The 15,797-nt window shown below is 42.9% G+C and carries 22 protein-coding genes and 2 pseudogenes; 6 read left to right on the top strand and 18 right to left on the bottom strand.

The window, feature by feature from the left end; genetic code table 11:
• Positions 1 to 56: 56 nt before the first annotated feature.
• Positions 57 to 998: a LysR family transcriptional regulator gene (locus tag ACTNCH_RS08940; RefSeq protein ID WP_441018624.1), complete on the top strand. Its 942-nt coding sequence runs from the start codon at positions 57 to 59 to the stop codon at positions 996 to 998.
• Here the strand turns inward: ACTNCH_RS08940 and ACTNCH_RS08935 are convergent.
• The 16 genes and pseudogenes from ACTNCH_RS08935 to ACTNCH_RS08860 all read right to left on the bottom strand — a co-directional run bounded on the left by ACTNCH_RS08935 (position 973) and on the right by ACTNCH_RS08860 (position 11,253).
• Positions 973 to 1,677, bottom strand: a complete 705-nt coding sequence (locus ACTNCH_RS08935) for an HAD family hydrolase (RefSeq protein WP_441018622.1) — start codon at positions 1,675 to 1,677, stop codon at positions 973 to 975. The genes ACTNCH_RS08940 and ACTNCH_RS08935 overlap by 26 nt on opposite strands.
• Positions 1,678 to 1,713: 36 nt before the next feature.
• A complete protein-coding gene (locus ACTNCH_RS08930) occupies positions 1,714 to 2,556 on the bottom strand; it encodes a YitT family protein (protein ID WP_441018620.1) in 843 nt (280 codons plus the stop codon).
• 84 nt (positions 2,557 to 2,640) lie between these two features.
• Positions 2,641 to 3,570 (bottom strand): calcium/sodium antiporter, encoded by a 930-nt coding sequence (locus ACTNCH_RS08925; protein WP_441018826.1) that lies wholly within the window; start codon positions 3,568 to 3,570, stop codon positions 2,641 to 2,643.
• A 253-nt stretch (positions 3,571 to 3,823) separates the two neighbouring features.
• Positions 3,824 to 3,970 (bottom strand): hypothetical protein, encoded by a 147-nt coding sequence (locus ACTNCH_RS08920; protein WP_441018618.1) that lies wholly within the window; start codon positions 3,968 to 3,970, stop codon positions 3,824 to 3,826.
• 64 nt (positions 3,971 to 4,034) lie between these two features.
• Positions 4,035 to 4,541, bottom strand: a complete 507-nt coding sequence (bilS, locus tag ACTNCH_RS08915) for a flavodoxin family protein BilS (protein WP_441018616.1) — start codon at positions 4,539 to 4,541, stop codon at positions 4,035 to 4,037.
• An 85-nt stretch (positions 4,542 to 4,626) separates the two neighbouring features.
• The gene (locus ACTNCH_RS08910) at positions 4,627 to 5,805 is read right to left on the bottom strand and encodes a MalY/PatB family protein (RefSeq protein WP_441018614.1); all 1,179 of its coding nucleotides are present in this window, start codon (positions 5,803 to 5,805) and stop codon (positions 4,627 to 4,629) included.
• Between the two features lie 43 nt (positions 5,806 to 5,848).
• Positions 5,849 to 7,000, bottom strand: coding sequence for a trans-sulfuration enzyme family protein (locus ACTNCH_RS08905; RefSeq protein ID WP_441018612.1), 1,152 nt, complete (start codon positions 6,998 to 7,000; stop codon positions 5,849 to 5,851).
• Positions 7,001 to 7,186: 186 nt separating this feature from the next.
• Positions 7,187 to 7,609 (bottom strand): N-acetyltransferase, encoded by a 423-nt coding sequence (locus ACTNCH_RS08900; RefSeq protein ID WP_441018610.1) that lies wholly within the window; start codon positions 7,607 to 7,609, stop codon positions 7,187 to 7,189.
• Positions 7,610 to 7,675: 66 nt separating this feature from the next.
• The gene (locus ACTNCH_RS08895) at positions 7,676 to 8,146 is read right to left on the bottom strand and encodes a GNAT family N-acetyltransferase (RefSeq protein ID WP_441018608.1); all 471 of its coding nucleotides are present in this window, start codon (positions 8,144 to 8,146) and stop codon (positions 7,676 to 7,678) included.
• A gap of 61 nt (positions 8,147 to 8,207) precedes the next feature.
• Positions 8,208 to 8,348 (bottom strand): annotated as a pseudogene (locus ACTNCH_RS08890) (flavodoxin family protein); the annotation flags it as partial.
• A gap of 22 nt (positions 8,349 to 8,370) precedes the next feature.
• Positions 8,371 to 8,988: a helix-turn-helix domain-containing protein gene (locus tag ACTNCH_RS08885; RefSeq protein ID WP_441018606.1), complete on the bottom strand. Its 618-nt coding sequence runs from the start codon at positions 8,986 to 8,988 to the stop codon at positions 8,371 to 8,373.
• Positions 8,989 to 9,085: 97 nt separating this feature from the next.
• A complete protein-coding gene (locus ACTNCH_RS08880; RefSeq protein WP_441018604.1) occupies positions 9,086 to 9,670 on the bottom strand; it encodes a phosphatase PAP2 family protein in 585 nt (194 codons plus the stop codon).
• A 194-nt stretch (positions 9,671 to 9,864) separates the two neighbouring features.
• Positions 9,865 to 10,389 carry a flavodoxin domain-containing protein gene (locus ACTNCH_RS08875; protein WP_441018602.1) on the bottom strand — a complete coding sequence of 175 codons (525 nt, stop codon included), beginning with the start codon at positions 10,387 to 10,389 and terminating at the stop codon, positions 9,865 to 9,867.
• The gene (locus tag ACTNCH_RS08870; protein WP_441018600.1) at positions 10,386 to 10,580 is read right to left on the bottom strand and encodes a hypothetical protein; all 195 of its coding nucleotides are present in this window, start codon (positions 10,578 to 10,580) and stop codon (positions 10,386 to 10,388) included. The genes ACTNCH_RS08875 and ACTNCH_RS08870 overlap by 4 nt, the downstream gene beginning before the upstream one ends.
• 31 nt (positions 10,581 to 10,611) lie before the next feature.
• Positions 10,612 to 10,980 (bottom strand): ACT domain-containing protein, encoded by a 369-nt coding sequence (locus ACTNCH_RS08865; RefSeq protein ID WP_441018598.1) that lies wholly within the window; start codon positions 10,978 to 10,980, stop codon positions 10,612 to 10,614.
• 57 nt (positions 10,981 to 11,037) lie between these two features.
• On the bottom strand, positions 11,038 to 11,253 hold the full coding sequence (locus ACTNCH_RS08860) for a hypothetical protein (RefSeq protein ID WP_441018596.1): 216 nt from the start codon (positions 11,251 to 11,253) through the stop codon (positions 11,038 to 11,040).
• 119 nt (positions 11,254 to 11,372) lie between these two features.
• Between ACTNCH_RS08860 and ACTNCH_RS08855 the strand changes: the two genes are divergently transcribed.
• Complete coding sequence (locus ACTNCH_RS08855; protein ID WP_186873819.1) at positions 11,373 to 11,621, top strand: helix-turn-helix domain-containing protein; 249 nt, start codon at positions 11,373 to 11,375, stop codon at positions 11,619 to 11,621.
• A gap of 34 nt (positions 11,622 to 11,655) precedes the next feature.
• Here the strand turns inward: ACTNCH_RS08855 and ACTNCH_RS08850 are convergent, their stop codons facing one another.
• On the bottom strand, positions 11,656 to 12,975 hold the full coding sequence (locus ACTNCH_RS08850) for a MobA/MobL family protein (RefSeq protein WP_441018594.1): 1,320 nt from the start codon (positions 12,973 to 12,975) through the stop codon (positions 11,656 to 11,658).
• A 439-nt stretch (positions 12,976 to 13,414) separates the two neighbouring features.
• Positions 13,415 to 13,609: pseudogene (locus ACTNCH_RS08845) on the bottom strand (site-specific integrase); the annotation flags it as partial.
• Between the two features lie 88 nt (positions 13,610 to 13,697).
• Between ACTNCH_RS08845 and ACTNCH_RS08840 the strand changes: the two are divergent.
• The 4 genes from ACTNCH_RS08840 (at position 13,698) to ACTNCH_RS08825 (ending at position 15,763) form a co-directional block, all read left to right on the top strand.
• Positions 13,698 to 13,937 carry a DUF6061 family protein gene (locus ACTNCH_RS08840; protein WP_119202560.1) on the top strand — a complete coding sequence of 80 codons (240 nt, stop codon included), beginning with the start codon at positions 13,698 to 13,700 and terminating at the stop codon, positions 13,935 to 13,937.
• Positions 13,938 to 14,065: 128 nt separating this feature from the next.
• The gene (locus ACTNCH_RS08835) at positions 14,066 to 14,578 is read left to right on the top strand and encodes a hypothetical protein (protein ID WP_346793724.1); all 513 of its coding nucleotides are present in this window, start codon (positions 14,066 to 14,068) and stop codon (positions 14,576 to 14,578) included.
• Between the two features lie 67 nt (positions 14,579 to 14,645).
• Positions 14,646 to 15,104 carry a VOC family protein gene (locus ACTNCH_RS08830; protein WP_118408994.1) on the top strand — a complete coding sequence of 153 codons (459 nt, stop codon included), beginning with the start codon at positions 14,646 to 14,648 and terminating at the stop codon, positions 15,102 to 15,104.
• 47 nt (positions 15,105 to 15,151) lie between these two features.
• Positions 15,152 to 15,763, top strand: coding sequence for a hypothetical protein (locus tag ACTNCH_RS08825; protein WP_235359923.1), 612 nt, complete (start codon positions 15,152 to 15,154; stop codon positions 15,761 to 15,763).
• The last annotated feature ends 34 nt before the right edge of the window (positions 15,764 to 15,797 follow it).

Genomic DNA, 15,797 nt, shown 5'->3' with positions numbered 1-15,797 from the left:
AAAGCCCGTTCTATCGGGCTTTCCAGAAATCGTTATATAATTAACAGGAGGTTTTTATGTTCAGTGGTATGAATTATGTCTATGAGGTCTATAGGACGCAAAGTTTCTCCAAGGCAGCCAAGAATCTCTACATTTCCCAGCCTTCCTTAAGCGCCATGATCAAGAAGATTGAGGCCAAGGTCGGGGCTCCTCTTTTCGACCGGAGCACCAATCCCATCCAGCTCACAGAGTACGGCGAGCAGTATATTCGGATTGCGGAAAAAATCATGGATCTGGAGGACGAATTTGCCTACTCCACGGATAATCTGAACGAATTAAAGACCGGACACTTGTCCATCGGAACCACTTCTTTTTTTGCCTCCTATATTCTGCCCAAATACATCTCACAGTTTTCGGCAGCCTATCCCCACGTCAAGGTGAACCTCTATGAGTCCGATTCCCAGACGCTGGCCCAGAAGGCCTCGGTAAATGAAGTGGATATGGTAATTGATAATTTTCACACCAGCGATGACATCTACTGCCATCGGGTTATCATGAAGGAATACCTGCTGCTGGCCGTTCCGGCTTCCTTCCCCTCCAACCGGCGGGCCACCCGGTATCAGCTTACCTGGGAGGACGTCAAGCGCGACGTACACTTAAATCCTGCGTTTCCCGGCGTTCCTCTGGAAAAATTCAAAGAGGAGCCCTTCGTGACCCTCCGTCTGCCCAACGATACCCGCAGACGTATGGAGGCCATCTGTCAGAACGCCGGCGTGAAGCTGAATCCCATTCTGAAGCTGGATCAGCTCCTAACTACTTATCACCTGACGGAAAACGGCATGGGCGCTTCCTTTGTGGGTGATACGGTCGTCAAAAACCTGTCTCCCAATCAGCCTATCATCTATTATAAGCTGGACGATCCCAATGCGGTTCGGAATGTGACCCTGTACTACCGGAACAACAAATATCTGACCCGGAGTATGTCGGAATTTATTAAGATTGTTCTGGCAAACGCATAAGAAGCCCTATCAGATCCGCTTCGGTCCGGACCTCGTAATCGGGTCTTAGCTCTCCCGCTGCCCTGCGCTCCCGGTGATTGAACCAGACGGTTCTCCAGCCCACGCTTCCGGCTCCCACCATATCATACCCGTAGGAATCACCTACATAGCAGATTTCCTCAGGCTCCAAACCAAGCTTCTCCTGGGCCTGAGTAAAAATCCCCTTCTCTGGCTTTGCAATGCCCAAAGCTCCGGAAATCCAGATCCGTCCCACCGGAATCCAGCGTTCCACATCCAGAGCACGAATCTTATTTCGCTGATGTTCCTCCGGACCGTTTGTAATAATTCCAAGGATCGTTTTCTTCGACAGGGCTTCCAGAAGCTGTTCCATATTCTCCGTCAGGCAGATGGTCTGCTGCTTTTTTTCATACACCTTCTGAAACCGGAGCGCCGTGGGAGTATCTATAATTTTCCCATTATCCTGAAACGCATGTTCCAACCGATAGCTATACAGCTCCTCCTTGGAAATTTCGCCCTTTAGAAACTGCGAATAAATCATATCGTTATATTTCCGGCAGGCCAGGAAGATTTTCTCCGCCTCCATGCTCTCCTCTGTAAAGAACTCCCCAAGAGCCTCTTTAAACGGGAGCGACAAATCATATAAGGTATCGTCTACGTCAAATAAGATCGCTTTTATCATCTGTCTTCTGCCCTTTCCGTAATTTACAGCAACGCCTCATCGTTTGGGCTGATACCGCATGTTTGACACATTATATACAGTCACAAACGCCTTCGGATCCATCTGGCTGATAAAATTCATCAGCTTCTGATACTCTGTCTTATCCACAATCGTGATAATCTCGTTGCGTTTTTTCATATTGTACGCGCCAATCGCCTCGTATATGGTTGCTCCGCTGTGTAAGTCCTCTATGATGAATTTACGCAGCTCTTCTTCCTTTTCCGTAATCACGCAGACCCGGCGTTTGATATTATGGTTAAAAATAAAATGATCCAGTACCATTCCGTTAAAATAAGTTCCCAGAATACTCAGTACCACCGTTTTCTTGTCATACACCAGAGCGGCTGAAAGCGCTACCGCCATTCCGGAAAGCGACATGGCCTTTCCCAGCTCCATATGAAGATATTTATTCATAATCTTGGCCACGATGTCCAGTCCGCCTGAGGACGCGTTCCTGTTAAATAAGATGCTGAGTCCCACGCTCACAACCAAAATATAGCAGAGCACATCCAGCTCCTGACTGTTGGTCAGCGATGTGAAATCAGGAACCAGCTTCTCAAACACTCCGAGAAAGAAGGGCAGCATGATACTGGTATACACCGTTTTTGCCCCAAATTCCCGCCCGCAGGTCAGAAACCCGATAATCAGGAGCACCACATTCAGAACCATGGTAATCACAGACAGGGGCAAGGGTACAAAATTGGACAGCACAATACCAAGACCGGAAATACTGCTCACGGAAGTATGGCTTGGCACCAAAAAGAAATAAACCCCCACCGCAATAATCAGAACCGCCCAGGTCAGGATCGCAATTTCCTTCAGAATGCTTTTCTTCGTCATTTCTTTCCCTCCGACATTTAATTCACTGCCCCTATCATATCATACTCCTCTCCCGCATACCACCCAAAAGAAGGGGGATTTTTCTTACATAATGCACAAATATGCGAAATATGCAGCGTAGCACAGGAGCATTACGATGCCGCAGGGCTTTCTCAATTCCCTGTTCCGGAATGTTCCCAGCCACAGCACCACGCCTGCCCCGATGGCGATTACCGTATCTGCGATAAATTTACGTTCAAAGAGTACGGGACAGATCAGGGCAGCCGTTCCGATTACAAAAAGAATATTAAAAATATTGCTGCCGACGATATTTCCGATGGCGATTCCGGCATTTCCCCGTCTCGCTGCCGTCACAGACGTCACCAGCTCCGGAAGAGACGTTCCCAGGGCGACAATGGTAAGACCGATAAACCGCTCACTCATTCCGAAGCAACGGGCAATGGCAGAGGCTCCGCTGACTGCGAAATCGCTGCCCTTCACAACCAGAATTCCACCAAACACCATCAGAAACAGACATTTCCATACTGGAAAATCCTTCACGGTTCCCTCTTCCCCGGCATTCTCTTTTCTGGCCATCACAAAAAGATAGCCCAGATATGCCAGAAAAAAGATCCAGAAAATCACGCCCTCCGTAAAGGTAATCCGGCCGCCGGTTATTCCGAATCCCAGCAGGATCGCCGTAACCGCAAGCATGAAGGGAATCTCATAATGAAGCGTAGAACGCTGGACCGCCACATTGGTAATTACTGCCGTGATTCCCAGTATAATCAGAATGTTTAAAATATTACTGCCGACCACATTTCCCACCGTGATACCTGCGTTTTGCTGCATGGCCGCCGTGACACTCACCGCCGCCTCCGGCATACTGGTTCCCATGGCCACAATCGTAAGCCCAATCACCAGCTGCGGAATTCCCAGCTTTTTCGCGATACACGCCGCTCCCTCCACAAACCAGTCCGCTCCCTTCACCAGGAACAGAAAACCTGCCAGTAAAATCATAACCTGCCACAACATCATTCGTACCTCTCTTTCTTTGTTTTCTGTCACAGCAGGAGAAATGGATAAAAAAAGAGACTCCTACTGCAGCTACAGTAAAAGTCTCGCTATTCCATCACTTTCCGAGTTATCTGTTATAACTGTCCTGACGAAGAAGTGAACCGAACTCTGTCGGCAAGCTACTCCCTTTTATCGACTCTATTCTAGCAAAAAGTACTCAAAAGCGCAATCCCTTTCATAAGATGCACTTTATTGGAAGATTCTGTAAGAATCAGGACAATCTTTTTTCCTCCTGGACGCTTAAGCCCCAGAAGCTGGTTACCTCCTCATTTCCGATCCGCCGGCTGCGGATAACGGTGCCGCCCCTGGCGCCTGCCGCGCGGACTGCTTCCATACAGCTTAACTTTATGTAAACCAAAGGTAGACAACTTAAATCTAAAAAAACTATAAAAATGCACCCCCTGAACAGGGGGTGCGAAAATCTATCCTTCTGTAACCATATTCCTAAGTTTTTCCAAATCCGCCGCATCCGGATGGGAGAGAGCCCGGTCAAAATTTTCGATCAGCGCGTCAACATTGGCAGGATGCTCCGGCTGCTCTTTCATTTTCACATAGCGTTCCCGCACGGACTGCGGCATTTTACCCTGGCACATATACTCACCAATCACCCGGTTGCTGGCGTCAACCGACTTTCTCACATTCGCAAGGATACTCTGATAATACGCCTCGCTCCCGCCAAAGCCCGCTGTTCCGAACAGGAAAATCTTTTTATTTCTCAATTTTCCCAGAAGCTCTAACGTGTTCTTATCCGCGCTTCCTTTATCCGTCCAGAAACCCACATAGATCACTTCCGAGCGCAGCTCTTCCGCCTTACCCACGCCGAAATACTCACAGTCCTCCTTCGGCAGCGCCTCATGAATCGTATCGGCAAGCAGCTTTGTATTGCCTGTCAGGCTGCTGAATACAATCGAATAATTCTCTTTTTTCATTCCTTTTCCATCCTCTTTTCTTTACTTCCGGTCTGTATGGTAACCATTTTACTACAAACGGATGGTTTATGGAATCCCAAAGATTCTAGTTTAAAATGTTTCGAATTCTTTCCATGCATTCTGCTACAATTTTCCGGGGCGCCGCAACGTTGATGCGCTGGAAGCCTGCCCCTGTTTTTCCGAATATCTTTCCACTGTCAAGCCATAGCTTTGCATCGTATATGATTCTGCGATCAAGCTCTTCCACATCCATACCGGTTGACCGGAAATCCAGCCAGACCAGATATGTTCCTTCTCCATCAATCATCTTTACGCCCGGCAGATACTCTTCCACATACTTTTTTACATATTCGATATTCTCCCGCACATACGCCATCATTTTCCCATACCATTCGTCGCCTTTTTCATATGCCGCCCTGGTTGCCACTAAGCCCAAAACGCTCAGCTGACTGATTCCCGCCGCGTCGACCTCATGTCTGAATTTTTGTTTCAGCCTTCTGTTGGGAATAAAAATGTTAGATATCAGCATACTTGCCAGATTAAAGGTTTTGCTTGGAGAGGTACAGGTGACAGAGATATCCGCAAATTCCTTCTTCACAGAGGCAAACACCGTATGCTCTCCCTGAAACACAAAATCATTATGAATTTCATCGCTGACTACAATCACTCCATATTTTAAGCAGATATCCCCCATTTTCGTCAGCTCTTCCTTCGTAAATACCCGCCCGGTGGGATTATGGGGACTGCACAGAATAAACAGCTTTATCTGGTGTTCCGCAATTTTCTTTTCAAAATCTTCAAAGTCAATATGATAGCGGTTATCTGTTCCCAGATATAAATCGTTGCTGACAATCACTCTTCCGTTATCTTTGATCACCTCCGAAAACGGATAGTATACCGGCTGCTGGATCAAAACACCGTCTCCCACTTCCGTATAGGCTTTTACCGCCATGGCGAGGGCGAATACCACGCCGGGGGTTTTTATGAGCCACTCCGGCTCAACCTTCCAATTATGGTGTCTGCTCATCCACCCGGCCAATGCGTCAAAATACGCTTCCTGCGCTTCACTGTATCCGAAAATACCGTGTCTTGTCCTTTCTATCACCGCATCCTCCACATAGGAAGAGGTCTTAAAATCCATATCTGCTACCCAGAGAGGCAGCACATCCCCGGGCATACCCCGTTTTTCCGCAAAATCATATTTTAAACAATCGGTTCCTTTTCGCTGAATGATCTCATCAAAATTCAAATTTCTTTCCGGCATCCCCATCCATCCTTTCCTTTTTCATTCCCTGCCAAACCATATCCTATTCTAATGACTGAAATACATCGGATAACTCCGCCAGCAAATCCTCCGCATCCTCAATTCCTGTTGATAATCGAAGGGTACAGGGCGTAATTCCATTTTTAAGACGTACCTCTTCCGGCACATCTGCATGGGTCTGGGTCGTCGGATAAGTCATTAATGTTTCCACTCCTCCCAGGCTCTCTGCAAATTTAATCATCCGTACGCGCTCGAGAATCTGCAGCGCGTGCTCTTTGGTGTCCACATGGAACGTGATCATAGATCCAAAGCCTCTTGCCTGCTTTTTCATCACTTCATATCCCGAATGCTCCGGCAATCCCGGATAATACACTTTTTTAACAATACGCTGCTCATTCAGCCATGTCGCTATTTTAATTGCGTTCTCCTGTGATTTTTCCATACGGATTCCAAGGGTCTTAATGCCTCTTAAGATCAGCCAGCTGTCAAAGGGCGCCAGCCCTGCCCCGGTTGTCTTAATCAGAAATCGAAGCTTTTCCTGTATTTCCCTGTTATTCGTTACAAGGAAACCGGCCAGGGTATCGTTATGTCCGCCCAAAAATTTGGTTCCGCTATGTATCACGACATCCGCGCCAAGTTTTAAGGGATTTTGAAAATACGGAGATAAAAAAGTATTATCCACAATCAACAGAAGCTGATGCTTCTTCGCGATCTCCGCGATAGCAGAAATGTCCGATACATTCATCATCGGATTCGTCGGCGTCTCCAGGTAAATCGCTTTCGTATTTTCCCGAATTGCTCCCTCGATATCATCCTCAGCGCAATCCAGATAGGTAAATTCGTAATGGTTCTTTTTGGAAACATGCTCAAATAATCGAATGCTCCCGCCATATAAATCCGCTTCAACGACAAAATGATCCCCCGGCTGAAAAAGCTCCATTAACAGTGTAATCGCGGCCATTCCGCTTGAAAGCACAAACGCGTCAATCCCGTCCTCCAGGCTGGCAACTATCTTCTCCAGCTGTTCTCTAGTCGGATTTTGCAGCCTGCTGTAGTCATATCCGGTGCTTATTCCGACGCCGGGATGCGCGTAGGTTGCCGTCTGGTATATGGGGTAGCTTATTGCGCCAAAGTTTTCTGTTTTTCCTTCTGCTTCTTCCAAATGAAGACAACGTGTGTGAAATCCTCTGTTCATGTATCTCACTCCTCAAATTTTGAATTACTTTTCTCTATTTCCTATATTTCCTATAGGTTTTATTTTACTAAGCAATCCGGTCCCTGTCAATCCCTATCCTTTCATTCTGTAAAAGAAAAAGAGGCTGTCGCAAAATCATCAAAAACAGATGATTAAGCGGCAGCCTCTGCCTTACGAATCTTTATTTTAACGATTCCACTCCATTACATATTCTTTCTCGCCGGTGAATTCATCCAACTGTTCCGACTGAATCGTGAACCCTTCTCTTTGGTAAAAAGACATTGCCCTGACATTTTTCTGATATACGTTTAACTGTAATCTGCCTTTTTTATCCTTGATATAATTCAACAACGCTTTGCCTATCCCACGGGACTGCATTTTACCGAAAACAAAAATACCTTCTATGTATTCTTCCTGTACACCTACAAAGCCTTGAATTATTTTATTCTCTTCATACACATAAACTTCTGCCTGTGGCAGCATTTTCTTCACGGCTTCATAATTATCGGTCCAGTATTGTCCAGGAATAAAATTATGTGCTTCCAGATTCGTCTTTAACCATAGGTCAGCAACATTATTTATATCTCCATTCTGCAGCTTTCTAATCATAACAATTATTCTCCATCAAATCTGATTCTGGTACAATTCAACATAAAATTCAATCGTTCGCTCGGCTCATAGGATATATTCCATCTGCCGTTCTTTTGTTTTCATGCCCATCTTTTCATAGAAACGCTCTGCCGAAGTATTTCCTGCCCAGACATTCAAAGTTACTTCATAGCAACCCAGTTCTTTTGCCTGTTGCTTCACATATTCAAACAGGCCTTCCCCGATGTGCTGCCCCCGTGCCTGCCTGTCAACACAAAGGTCATCGATGAACAGTGATTTAAAGGGCACCATATTGTTGGAAAAGGGCTGCTCCTTAAGTTGACAGAACGCATAGCCTATACACAAATCGTCCTCATTTACGGCAACGTAGATAGGAGTCTCCGCCTGCTTCAATAGCTCTTCCAGCTCGCAGGAAGTATATTTGGTGGTGCCGGGTATAAAAATATCCGGACGGATCTCTGCATGGATCTGTAATACCTGTCCCAGCAGCATAAGAATTCTTGGGATATCCTTTTTCTCTGCCTTACGAATCTTCATTTTAACTATTTCCCTCCATTACTAAGAATTTATCAATATCAATTTCATCCTATCGGATGAAACTGGATGCAATTGGCATATTCGATATGGTAAAGTATTTATTCAATTCATCAAATGTTGCAGAACATCCGCCACGTCTCGCACATACAACGCTTGCTCCGACCTTCATGGTCTTGTCAAAATGTGAACTGTAAAACAGCCTGGAAGTTGTAGGGCACAATATCCTATCGACCTGCCTTAGCTTGCTTATAAAGCAGAATGCCTTTGATAAGCAATAATAGGAACGTTACTGTTATCGCATACGGCTCTCTCGCCATAGCCAAAAACAAAACAGCAATTATACTGAGTCCTACAGAGATGAATGTAACCGCTTTTTTGTCTTTTTCAAATTTGAAATAGACCATTAGTATTTTCACAATTCCGGTAATCGTCAAGCTGATAAACAATACCCAATAGATTCTGATTATGAAAGCATTGCCATCTACATACCCAAAGAGATTTACCGAATAGATATATCCATTGACCGGTTTGGAATACAGCGGAAGAAATATCAGCATCAACGAAAACAAGTCAACAAACCCCAATAACAAATCGCATATACGATTGAGATTTGATTTGTTTTCTTTTTCTGCTATGAAAATCAATTGTTCTCCAGATAACAAATCATCAATTGATACAGAAAAATAGCCGGATATTTCCTTTAATGAATCTATACTTGGGTATCCCCTTCCGGACTCCCATTTTGAAATAGCGGTTCTGGAAACAAATAGTGCCTCGGCTAATTCTTCCTGTGTCAAGCCTCGACTTTTTCTTAATTCCTGAAGCTTTTCATGAAATTCCAAAACCTGCACCTCCCATACGGATTCTATTTTTCTTTTAATGCCAGCACAACTACCGCTTTATAAAGCTTAAACAATCCGGCACTTAGCAGTTCACCGCCTATGTATCCGTAAACCAATGTACTCCGGAAACCAATCTCCCAGTCACCATGAATACCGAAAAAGCGATTGCCGCAATCGTTATGATTTGTTTCACCCTAATACCAGAAAGTCTACGCTGAATTTGCTCGATTAAAACAGGCATTACACTTAATACCAACAAAGTAGTTGAGGACGGATAAGAAGCCTCTATCCTTCCTTCTATTAAAATCGGTCTGTAATTGATTGGGATCATTTCAAAAATCGCATATGCCAAGAACACGATGACAAAATACACACCCAAAATCATGATATCTGCATCCACCCTGAAAAGGCTTCTTCTTTTGAGCAACTGTACCAGTCCAACCCCTGCGAAAACAAGGCATATTACAACAGGCACCAGCCCCATCCAATCGGTAATCGTGTAAATTGCCATGTTTACCCCTGTAAAATGGTGAAACCAGCAATTGAATGTCGCAAATCCAATACTTGTTCCGTTTTGACCAAGCGGCTGCACATCAACAGTCAGAATCAAAACTGTCCATACTGCAAACATTGCAAGGGATATGCTTCCCATCAGCAGACTCTTTTTTTCGCTCTTATTCATAATTTTACATCCTTTCTGTTTTGGCTTGTCCTTCCGACAACTTCACCCTATCAAAAAGTGTAAAACTATGAAAGAAACGCTCTTTCACATGCGTGATACGATTCGTATCATTCCCGCAAATGCTTGTTTTTCGATGTTTTTTGATTTTCTATCTCTCTAAATGCCGATTTTTCAATTCAAATAACTTTTTCATATTAAATACAGTCTGTCAACCGATTAAGACTTTCAAAATCAACAAAGTTAACTTCCTGATTGTATGTTTCAATCATTGCTTTTATCTCTGCGGTTTTTTTCTCTTCCGGTAATCCGGCTGCTTTCTTATAGAGTAATCCCATCATTGTTTTGTGTTTAAGATTGAGACAGGAATAATCTATTCCACCTCTAAGATGAAAAATATATGCATTTTCATACAATTCCTTTGATAACTGCCGCTTCATACTGTTTTTAATCTTATCTGTATTTTCTGTATCTGCCGGGTCTGCTAATCCAACTGTGGCAATTATTATTTTTTTCTTCTGACATTGTGAAATCTTTGCAAGGGTTTTCTTCATTCCTAAAACACCACCTGCATACAGACTACCAATATATACAACTGTATTATACTGATCTATATCTGTAACATCTTTATAACTCTTAATTTCAATGTTAGTTCTTTTTGCGAGTTCTTCCGCATATTTTCTGGCGGTTCCATATTGTGAACCATAAATAATAATTTTCATTTTCCCGACTTCTTCATCTTAGGAGCAATAAGCAACACTACTGTCACAAGAAAATATACACCATACAGTAGCCAAGTAATTGTATTGTTCCAAGGGAAACTCTTTTCTGGATGATTCAATGCACACATTATAAATACAATAGCTATGATCAGCATTATCAAACCGATAATCCTTGACATACTCTTTTTCATGTAAAGCACCTCCTCGTCAAACTTGAAGTTGTCAGTCCACAATCTCATACCCTGCGGCTTCCAGAATTTCTAATCCTCTCTGATAATTTTCGCTTTTTATCAAAACATAATCTGTATTATAAGTGGATACAGCGAAAATCGAGATCTCATGATTTGCCAAAATTACAGCAATTTTCGATAATATTCCAACCAGCGAAAAATCCAAAATGCCCTGAATGCGAAAAGCTTTCCATCCATCATCGCACCGAACAGCATTGGCTGGAGCTTCGCCTGTAGCGCATACAAGTGATTTCTCTTCGTCAGTCTTTCCAATAAAGCAATATTGAGACTCAAAATTCACAAGTGAATAATCTTCTACTTGGCAGACTGAGAAGTCTTGATGAATTCTCTTTAATTCCATAAAAGCACCTCCACAAATTCAAATTTGTACACCCCTATTCTACTACAAAACCGTCCTTTATGAAAGCCTCTTAATCTTCTCCCTGGCCTCATACAACTCCTTATCCTTCGCCATCAGGTATTGCAACAGAAAACTATAATCATCATCCGAAATCAGGCCACTGGCACCATATCCAATAATCAATCGAATGAATCGCTGCTCATTTTCCGGTAAAGAATCAAGGGTCTGCCAAAGCAGATAGACCTCTGTTGTCAATTTTAATTCACTATCCATTTCTATATTTACCTCGCTTAAACTTATCTTTGACACTTAGTAAATGTCATTTGTATAGCAATCCTATCATACACTATAAGAAAAGTAAATGACATTTAATAATTGTCAAAAGGTGAGCTATGTATAAGAACAAAATCGACAACATGAATAACCTCTCTGGTATTGCTATCCGTAATCTTCGTATAGAAAAAGGCTGGTCTCAACGAGAACTGGCTGACGCTTTGCAGCTTCTTGGCCTGGATTTGGACAAGAATGCTATCCAGAGAATTGAAGCCCGGAAACGGTTTGTCACGGATATTGAATTAACCTATTTTGCTAAAATCTTCGAAGTTGATTATTCCGTTTTACTGGATTCCCAAACAGAATGAAATCCCCCAGGACACTCTCCTGAGGGATTCTTCACTATCTGGCTCCTCTGCTACTGCTATGATAACCTCTGTATTCTTCCTTGGCCTCCGTCCTTTTCTTTGCTTCCCGGATCTGCATATCCATAAACCCTTTCGCTTCTGTCCTCTCCTTCCATTCTTCTACTGCATCCCTATACGCTTTGTATTCATTCCGAGCTTTCTGGTATTCTTGCATAAACTCCTGGACTGTTTCATAGCCATACTCTTGAACTATCCTTGAAAGTCTCTGTTTCATGCTGATACTTTCTCGTTCCAATGCATCTTTCCACCTTTGCACCGTACCTCTTTCTTTTCTATGAAACACTCCCGTTAAATGAGATAGGTTTTCTTCAGCTTTTTTGATTTCCCGCTCATTCTTTAAAATAATACCATTACAACTATCTAATTCATCCTTTATTTTTTCAAGCTGTTGGTATTTGGCTGCAAGCGGGCTTCTTACCGGAAACTCCAGTCTTTCTTCTTTCGCCTCCGCTACTCTTTCCCTTACCCTCTCAATCAGCTCTTTCAGCTTGAAAACTGCCTCGAAAAGATATAGCAAAAACAGCTCTGGCCTTTTTCCTCTCCTATCGATACTCGCTTTTATCTCTTCCGAAATACACTCCCGCTTTATCTCCCGGATCTGTTCCTCTGCCGCTCCGCTGACCAATGCCTGATCCACCGTAGCATTCCACTCCTTCCGCATTTCATTATCCTTTGCTATCTCCTCGGCCTTGGGATTGTTCTTTCCAATTTTCTTAGTAGGCAGATACAGGCTGCCATGCCCGAATACCTGCAGCTTCTGCTTCTCGTCTGGCACTTCCTGATTTATCAGTTCTGTGTAAGAATGCTTCACTTCATCCAGGAAAGCCGCCGTTTTAAACCAGCTGTTCTTAGCTTCAAATAGCTTTTTTTCGTAAACCTCTCCCTTTTTTATGACGCTGCAGCCCGGCCTTATCTCCCCATTCTCGTCTAATATCTCTTTCTTCGTCCTGACATGGACGCCTCGTTCATCATAGAACATGTTTCTGGAAGCCACCTTTACAATAGGCTCCTTCAACTTCTTCCGCTCCGAGAAAATCAGGTGGATGTGGTAGTTGGTCTTTCGCTTATTGTGGTGCAGCGCCGCAATACACTCCACTCCGTACTGTTCTTTAAAATGGTCTGTAAATAACGCTAATACATAGCGGCGGGGATAATACTCCGTAAAACTCTCTGGCAAGGCAATAATCAATTCCCTGGCTTCAATACACTGGCCGTCTGTCCCGCTCTTCCGGAATTCCTCTTGATTGCATTTTGCCAGTTCTGACCAGAATTTCCGCTCCGTAGTTTCATACACGGCATAGAGATTTTCCTGTCTGGCAGGACTGGCGATATAGTTAATCCTGCCCTTTACGTTTGGCAGCTTCGATAACTGAATAAATGAATTTCTCGCTATAAGCAACACCATCTTTCTTTGTGAGTAGGCGCTCCGGTGCCTGTTTACGAACTTTCTGCCTTTCGGCAGCTAAGCCCCCTGCAAGGGCGAAATACACAGAGCATAAACGAAGTTTGTGCGATGGGTGTATTTCGCTCTCAAACGCCGAGGGCTTCTAAATCCTTTCCCGGAGCAGCTTCAAACTCCCGTCTTCGCCCTGTGACTTCCGTCCTGGTTGTCTTTTACGGGAGCGTGTCACGCTCTCGTTTCTCTGTGAACAAACCTCATTTTCTATTTATCATACATAAAACACTCTGCTATACTGATGTTGTATTTACATCGAAATAGCAGAGTGTTCCTGTTATCTTGTGCCTCTACCGTTGCCGCTGCTGAGGCTCTTTTCTTTTTGGTTGTTCAACATATCCGCTACCTTCCTCTGCTGGTTCGGATACAGATGGCCGTAGGTATTCAGGGTCATTTTAATGTCTCGGTGGCCCAGGCGTTCTTTGATAATCAATGGCTCTACTCCCTGATGAATCAGATAAGCCACGTGTGTATCATGTTCTAAAGGATAATTCTAGGACACACAACAATTTACCAATACAACCGGCTTATCTGTAATAAAAACGAAAGGACGAAAAGCTATGAAACTTATATATGCTACATATAACCAGTACTGCAATAGTATAGATATAACCACTTTTGATAATATGCTTCTTCGCATAGATTGTAGTAAGGCGGAGGAAGGATTGAAGATCACACCAAATTCACAGTGCGCATTAAATGCTCTTGCGATTGATGAACCTATGGAGTATGCACGCTTAGTGTTGGATGGAGAAATGCAAGCTTGGATTGATGCAGAAGATAGTTTAGAAGTGTGGTAATTTTTCGGGCGGATTGCTATAGATTAGCAGTCCGCCTTTTTCAAAATCTTTACAAAAATATAAGTGGAATGTAAGAGATGTGCGTGGTACAATAGGAAGTGAAATTTGAAGTTAGTGGGGGAATTACAATGGGCAGAGGTTTAGTCAGACGAGTTCTGCTGGTTGCAGCATCAATACTTAATTGGATATTTTCAATAGGATATATAAGAGAAATATATAATGTAATGTTGGGCAAAAATTTAATCAAATATGTGGACAACATAAATATTGACGGTTCTGATTTTACACCATTAGCTAACCTTACAGTTGCGGGAGTAAACGGATTGACGATTTTTCTTGTGATAGGCTCAGCTGTATTGTTTGCGACGATATTTATTCTGATTTTCGCAATATTGCTTAGGGTAACAACAATCAGAAAGCAAGACATAGTTACGGAATCTGAGATAATATTTACCAAATGGTTAATTATTGTTTCTTCTGTTCTTGCCTTTATAGTCGGCATTTTGTCTGCGAACATAAAACTGATTGGGTGTGTCATAGGCTTGTCGTGGCAGCAACCGCTTTTCATGATGTTGATATACTATCTGCCCTTGAAGAATCGATTTAAGAAAGGAACGGAAATTGCTCATACGGAACTGTAAATTAACTTGCAGTCTTGTGGAGAGATTGAAAGTAACAGAAGATTTGAATTTGACGGAGGTATAGTAGATGAAAATAAAAAACCCTATGTTGGTAGTAACGGATATTAATAAGTCATTGGAATTTTATATAAAAGTTTTGGGGCTTCATGTAATTATGGATTTTGGTGCAAATAAGACTTTGACAGGTGGTTTGGCACTGCAAACACTTGAAACTTGGAATGAATTTATTGGTACAGACAACGTTTCATTCGGTAGTAATAGTTCTGAAGTATATTTTGAAGAGGATAACTTTGACAAATTTGCTGATAGACTGAAAAAGTATGATGTGGAATACGTCCATCCTATCAAGGAACATTCATGGGGACAGCGAGTGGTTAGAATTTATGACCCTGATAAACATATTATTGAGGTTGGCGAGAACATAAAAGTAGTTTGTAAACGTTTCTTGGATAGTGGCATGACACCAGAGCAAGTGGCAGAAAGAATGGATGTACCAATGAAATTCGTAAATGCTTGTATACGCTAAAGTTCAATTTATAGGAAAAGTAACTTTGAAGTTGGAGATGTGTAAGGATGATTGAGATATGTTCAAATTGTGGGAATTACGAATGGGACAAAGAAATAATTGAAAATAAACTTCGTTGCCCGAAATGCGGTGCGGAATGGGAGTTTAAATCCTTGCCGTTACTTATTCTGACAGGGTGCAGCGGAGTAGGCAAAACTACTACGGCGATTGAGATTATGAGGAGAAAAGTTGATTTTGTAGTATTGGATGCTGATATTTTCACAGGCTTTATAAACTGGGATGATGAGGAATCCTGTAATAAATGGGTTGAAATTATTGCTAATATTTCAAAGGATATTATACAGTCAGGGACACTGGTTTTGTGGACGATGGCGGGATGCCTTGACCGTTTTCCGAAAGTATACAACAGTCGGTATTTTAGTGAGATTATTTGTTTGGCGTTAGTTACGGATGAAGATTCTTTGAGACAACGTATGCAAGAGGGCAGAGGAATAACGGACGAGAACTGGATTAATAGTTCATGCGATTATAATCGTTATTTTATGGAACATACTCAGGTGGGGGATACCAAGTACGAGTTGCTGGATATATCAATGAAATCGCCCAAAGAAGTGGCTGATGATGTGATAAATTGGGTGCATGGAAAGGTTTTTGTGTAAAAACGAAATCAAGAGTTTGGACGAAAGCGATAGG

It is taken from the genome of Candidatus Merdisoma sp. HCP28S3_D10 (assembly GCF_052065835.1).
Classification (GTDB): domain Bacteria; phylum Bacillota; class Clostridia; order Lachnospirales; family Lachnospiraceae; genus Laedolimicola.
The sequence above is the reverse complement of the archived record's forward strand: the minus strand, read 5'-3'. Positions and strand labels throughout refer to the sequence as shown.